Below are 4747 nucleotides of genomic sequence, written 5' to 3' on the forward strand. Positions count from 1 at the left end.
AGGAGATAGTGGTCGGCGGGGTGGACTCGCACGCCGACACTATTCACGTCGGTGTGGTCACCGACCGCGGTGGGCATCTCGCCGACGCCGAGTTTGCCACAACGGCCGCCGGCTACAAGGCTGCGATCGCTTTCCTGCACCGCAGTCCCGGGCTGCGGTAGGCGCCGCGCCGCGACGATGCCGACCGGCGGCACAATCGCCTCGGCGTGATTCGGCGCCTTCCACGGCAGCGGCAGCCGTTCACCCGGATGGCGGGTTCAGTTCGCCGGTTTGGGCGATCGTGCCGTCTCATGGGCTTGACCGCTTCTGCGTTCGAGCGGGAGGTGGCCGATGCACAACATGCGCGCCGAACACCTGGCGACGAAGGCAGGCGTGGGGCTGCTTTGGCACGTTCTCGACCGCGACGGCAGTGCCTTGTGCGGCCGAGAGATGAACAGCAAGGCGACCACTACAGCGGATGCGGCGTACGACCGCGAGGACTACTGCACTTCTTGCATGAACGCCGTCGGCCACGCCAGCTCCTTCCACAAGTGATAGGCCCCGTGAGTGGATGGCGTGCGACGTGGAAGACCGTGGGCATAAGCGGGGCCGAAGTTTGGAGGTCATCCCATGGAATCTGACACCTCGCGGCAGCACGCTCAGACCAGGCCGCGGCTCGTTGAGCGGTGGCGGAAGTCGGCCGACCGGCATCTCACCCCCACGAAGCGATCGCTGATCGTGACCTGGGTTGCCTTCGGTACCACCTGGGGCACGGTCCGGCTGATCACCCACGGCATCCGCGGAGGCTGGCTGCCCTGGGGGAACATCTCCGCGGGCGGCGAGCATCTGCACCACTACAACTTCGGTATCGCCACGCTCGCCGGTATCGGCCTGATCGCCGTGCGCGGCGACGAACGCGCCGTCGGACACCCTGCCGTCGCCGCTGCATACGGCACCGGGACCGCGTTGATCACTGACGAGTTCGCCCTGCTGCTGGACCTGAGCGACGTCTACTGGGCCAAACAGGGGCGGCTCAGCGTGGATGTCTCCCTCGGCTTCCTGTCCGCGCTCGGCACGTACCTGACCGCCAAGCCGTTCTGGGACGAGGTCGCCCGGGTGACGCGCCACCACGTCGCCTCCGCGGCCCGGCGAGGACTGTCGGCAGCCCCGTGAGACCGTCTCTTCCAGGGGAGAGTGATGTCGCCGAGTTCTGGGATCAGGCACACATTCCGTGCGGACGATCAGCGGGTTCGGCCTCGGTGACGTAGCGTCATCTGCGACCGTAGTGCGGTGCGATGAGCTCCTTGGTGACCTGTTTCCGCACCTCAGCGCGTTACAGCTGGAGCGTGGGTTCTTCGACTGCGGAGTGATTCGCCTGATGGCGAGCACTCGGAACTCTGAGGTGGCCTGCCCTGGATGTGCGGTGATGTCCAACCGGGTGCACAGCAGGTATGGAAGACGCCTTGCCGACATGCCGGTTGGAGATCGGCCGGTGCTGATCGAGCTGACGGTGCGGCGGCTGTACTGCGAGAACGTTCGTTGTTCGCGGCGTACGTTCGCTGAGCAGGTCGACGGGCTGACCGTTCGCTACGGCCGCCGCACGCCTGCCGTCCGGCGCGTTCTGGAGGCTGTCGCCGGCGCGCTGGCCGGCCGGGCACGGAGCCGTCTGGCAGCTGTGCTGCACACAGCGGTGAGTCGGACGACGCTACTTCGGGCGGTTATGGCCATGCCCGATCCGGCCTGGACCGTTCCCAAGGTGCTGGCCGTCGATGACTTCGCCACCCGCCGCGGACAGCATCACGGCACCGTACTGATTGACTGCGAGACCAGCCACCCACTCGATCTGCTGCCCGGCCGTGATGCTGCGACCCTGGTCGGCTGACTGCTTGAACATCCCGGCTCCGAGAGCATCTGCCGTGACCGGGCTGGTCCTTACGCCGAGGGCGCCCGCACCGGGGCCCCGAACGCGGTCCAGGTCGCCGACCGTTTCCACCTCTGGCAGAACCTCGGCACCGCCGCCGAACGCAACGTGCGCCGCCACAACATCTGCCTGAAGGCGGCCGCCATCAGCACTGAGGGCCTGACCAACGACGCCGTTGCCGACCATGCGGACACCGAGAAGGAATGTCGCCCATCGAGGCCCGTATCCGCGAACGCCATGCGACCGTCCACGCCCTGTTGGCCCAGGGACACGGCATCCGCGAGATCGCCCGGGACGACCTGGACGACTACGAGCGGGGCCGCTGAACCGGAGCAGGACCACCGCCTGCGTCGTGACCACCTGTTTCGCCACCTCCCGTGGACGTGATCCAGGCGGGAGCATGCTGGTGGTGATGAACGGGGGGTGGCAGGCCATAAGGCGTAGACGGGGCGCGTGGGTCGGGTCGACGGGCGCAGGAACGGCCGCAGTCGTGGCGGCCGCGCTGGGCCGGTGACCAACTACGCCAGCGCCACGGTGCCTGGCTGGGCGGCGCACGCGTGGGTGATCTGGCCGGTGTCCGCCGTGCTGGTGGCGGTCAGCAGCGGGCTGGTGCTGTGGTGCCGGCGGCTGGATGCCGCAGAAAGACCGCCAACGCCACTGGCACCGGTGAGCCGACTGGCACAAGGCGCGATAGCCCGGGCAAACGGGCGGGAGGGAAGATCGGGATTCTTTCGGCTCGCCTCAGCGCCAGGAACTACTGTCGCGAGCATGGTCGAACACGATGCCCTCAGTGCCACCCGCGAGGCCTACGACGCTGCTGCCACCACCTATGCGCAGCAGTTCCGCGACATGCTGCGTGACAGGCCCCTGGACCGCGCGATCTTGAGTGCCTTCGCCGAGGTCGTAAGTGCGAGTGGGGACGGTCAGGTCGCGGACTTGGGGTGTGGGCCTGGCCATATCACCGCCTATCTGGACGAGTTGGGGGTGGCGGCGTTTGGTGTTGATGCCTCTCCTGCGATGATCAAGTTGGCTCGACAGGCCTATCCGGGCCTACGGTTCGACGTGGGCTCGATGGCCGCGTTGAACATCGCTGACGGCGTGCTGGGCGGCGTACTCTCACGTTGGTCCATCATCCACACTCCGCCGCAGGAACTCCCCGTCATCTTGGCGGAGTTCCATCGTGTGCTGGCACCTGGCGGCCACCTTCTGGTCGGCTTTTCCGCCAGCGATGATCCGTCTCACCCGACGCAGGTCTTCGATCACACAGTCGCGCTGGCCTATCGGTGGTCGCCGGATCACCTCGCCGCGATGCTGCGCGAGTCCGGGTTGGCCGAGGTAGCCCGGATGGTTCGTGAGCCTCAGCCTAGCGACCGACGGCAGTTCCAGGAGATTCACCTGCTCGCCCGCAAAGCCTAGGCAGGGGCTGACTGGCCGAACGCATGACCGCATCAAACCTGCCGGACGGGCAGCCGTCAGGCTCCAGGCATCGACTCGTGATCAGGGCTCACCGCCCGTTCGAGCTCCGATTTAATCGAACGAGGGAACTCTGAGGGACACCTTCGATGACCTGCGCTCCTGGCGGGCATCGAGCTGGGTGATCTTCTCTTCTGCCTCAGCGAGGCTGACCCGTAGCCCTTCGACCTCGCCGAGCCAGCCTTCGCGTTCGGCCTCGGCGATGCGGGCGATCAGGTTGTCGCGGATGTCGGCAAGTCGTGTCCGTTGGGCCGGGTCCGGTCGGAGAAGTGAGCGTCTAGCACAAGCTTAACCGAAATGATCTTGACTGGCAGTGCAGCGCGCCCAAGCTCTTGCTCCTCACTAAGAGTGGCGGAGGGAAATTCGTCGCCGACACCCTCGGGCGTGTCGGCGCGAGAGCCCGGACGAAGGAGTGCACGGAGGTGCGTGAGCGCGCATTGTCTTCGGCATGAGCGGATGTTCGCGCCGTTCGCCGCTAGATTCGTGCTCGTGGACACCGAGGCGTGGTTCTGGATCAGGACCGTTGGCGCGCCGCGGGACGGCGACCCTCGTGATGGCGAACTGCACCAGTCGACTCGCGAAGGTGCCACGCTCGCGCCCACTCAGTCGAGACAGAACTCGTTGCCCTCGATGTCCTGCATCACTAGGCACGACTCGTTGTCGCCATCGGCAGGCAGTAGTCGCACGCGTACCGCGCCGAGCGGGATCAGTCGTGCGCATTCGGCCTCGAGTGCGGCCAGGCGCTCGTCACCCACGAGCCCGATGCCGACCCGCACGTCAAGGTGCAGCCGATTCTTGACGACCTTGCCTTCGGGAACGCGCTGGAAGAACAGGCGCGGGCCCACACCTGAGGGATCAATGCATGCGAACGCTGAACCCTGATGCTCAGGCGGCAGTGCGCGATCGAAATCGTCCCAAGTAGCAAACCCCTCCGGTGGCGGCGGTACGACGTACCCCAACACCTCGCACCAGAAACGAGCGACGCGCTCAGGTTTTGCGCAGTCGAAGGTGACTTGGATCTGCTTGATCGACGCCATCGGTCCATCATAGAGGCGGGGTCTTTCGTCGTCTCCACGAGCCCGCCCCTGGCTAGGTTGTGGCGCATGCGGCCGACTCTTGGCGATGCGTGGGACCTTGAACCGTGGGACCTTGAGCCGTGGGATGACGATCCTGACAGTGTCGATGCCCACTACATTCGGGAGTCCAGTGAGCCCGTGAACGACGACGAGGGCCGAGAGATCTGGCTTTACGTATACAGCCCACGCCGTTAGCCTCGCCGTTTCGCGCGCCCAGCAGACTGGAGGTCTTGATGTTGTAGGTGACCTTTGGTCGTAAGCTCGTTGTCGCCTGCCGGTGGGAGTCCGGTCCGGGTAG

The 4747-nt window shown here is 66.1% G+C and carries 6 protein-coding genes and 1 pseudogene; 6 read left to right on the forward strand and 1 reads right to left on the reverse strand.

Features of this window, described 5'->3' with window-relative positions:
• Positions 1-330 precede the first annotated feature (330 nt).
• From AB0M62_RS34635 to AB0M62_RS34660, 6 genes and pseudogenes are all read left to right on the forward strand, one after another.
• Positions 331-534: a hypothetical protein gene (locus tag AB0M62_RS34635; RefSeq protein WP_366078304.1), complete on the forward strand. Its 204-nt coding sequence runs from the start codon at positions 331-333 to the stop codon at positions 532-534.
• 75 nt (positions 535-609) lie between these two features.
• Positions 610-1152: a hypothetical protein gene (locus AB0M62_RS34640; RefSeq protein ID WP_366078305.1), complete on the forward strand. Its 543-nt coding sequence runs from the start codon at positions 610-612 to the stop codon at positions 1150-1152.
• A 205-nt stretch (positions 1153-1357) separates the two neighbouring features.
• Positions 1358-1861 carry a transposase family protein gene (locus tag AB0M62_RS34645; protein WP_366078308.1) on the forward strand — a complete coding sequence of 168 codons (504 nt, stop codon included), beginning with the start codon at positions 1358-1360 and terminating at the stop codon, positions 1859-1861.
• Between the two features lie 27 nt (positions 1862-1888).
• A pseudogene (locus AB0M62_RS34650) lies at positions 1889-2008 on the forward strand (transposase); the annotation flags it as partial.
• A gap of 95 nt (positions 2009-2103) precedes the next feature.
• Positions 2104-2226, forward strand: a complete 123-nt coding sequence (locus AB0M62_RS34655; protein ID WP_366078306.1) for a hypothetical protein — start codon at positions 2104-2106, stop codon at positions 2224-2226.
• Positions 2227-2668: 442 nt separating this feature from the next.
• Complete coding sequence (locus AB0M62_RS34660) at positions 2669-3316, forward strand: class I SAM-dependent methyltransferase (RefSeq protein WP_366078309.1); 648 nt, start codon at positions 2669-2671, stop codon at positions 3314-3316.
• A 659-nt stretch (positions 3317-3975) separates the two neighbouring features.
• Here the strand turns inward: AB0M62_RS34660 and AB0M62_RS34665 are convergent.
• Positions 3976-4410 (reverse strand): VOC family protein, encoded by a 435-nt coding sequence (locus AB0M62_RS34665; RefSeq protein WP_366078307.1) that lies wholly within the window; start codon positions 4408-4410, stop codon positions 3976-3978.
• Positions 4411-4747: the final 337 nt, after the last annotated feature.

Origin of the sequence: Streptomyces sp. NPDC051219 (genome assembly GCF_040682335.1) — a bacterium.
Lineage (GTDB): Bacteria > Actinomycetota > Actinomycetes > Streptomycetales > Streptomycetaceae > Streptomyces.

Bases quoted from the DNA above. Each gene is read 5' to 3' on its own strand.
- AB0M62_RS34660 (WP_366078309.1), top strand. From the start codon at position 2,669: ATGGTCGAACACGATGCCCTCAGTGCCACCCGCGAGGCCTACGACGCT.
- AB0M62_RS34655 (WP_366078306.1), top strand. From the start codon at position 2,104: ATGTCGCCCATCGAGGCCCGTATCCGCGAACGCCATGCGACCGTCCAC.
- AB0M62_RS34645 (WP_366078308.1), top strand. From the start codon at position 1,358: ATGGCGAGCACTCGGAACTCTGAGGTGGCCTGCCCTGGATGTGCGGTG.
- AB0M62_RS34665 (WP_366078307.1), bottom strand. From the start codon at position 4,410: ATGGCGTCGATCAAGCAGATCCAAGTCACCTTCGACTGCGCAAAACCT.
- AB0M62_RS34640 (WP_366078305.1), top strand. From the start codon at position 610: ATGGAATCTGACACCTCGCGGCAGCACGCTCAGACCAGGCCGCGGCTC.
- AB0M62_RS34635 (WP_366078304.1), top strand. From the start codon at position 331: ATGCACAACATGCGCGCCGAACACCTGGCGACGAAGGCAGGCGTGGGG.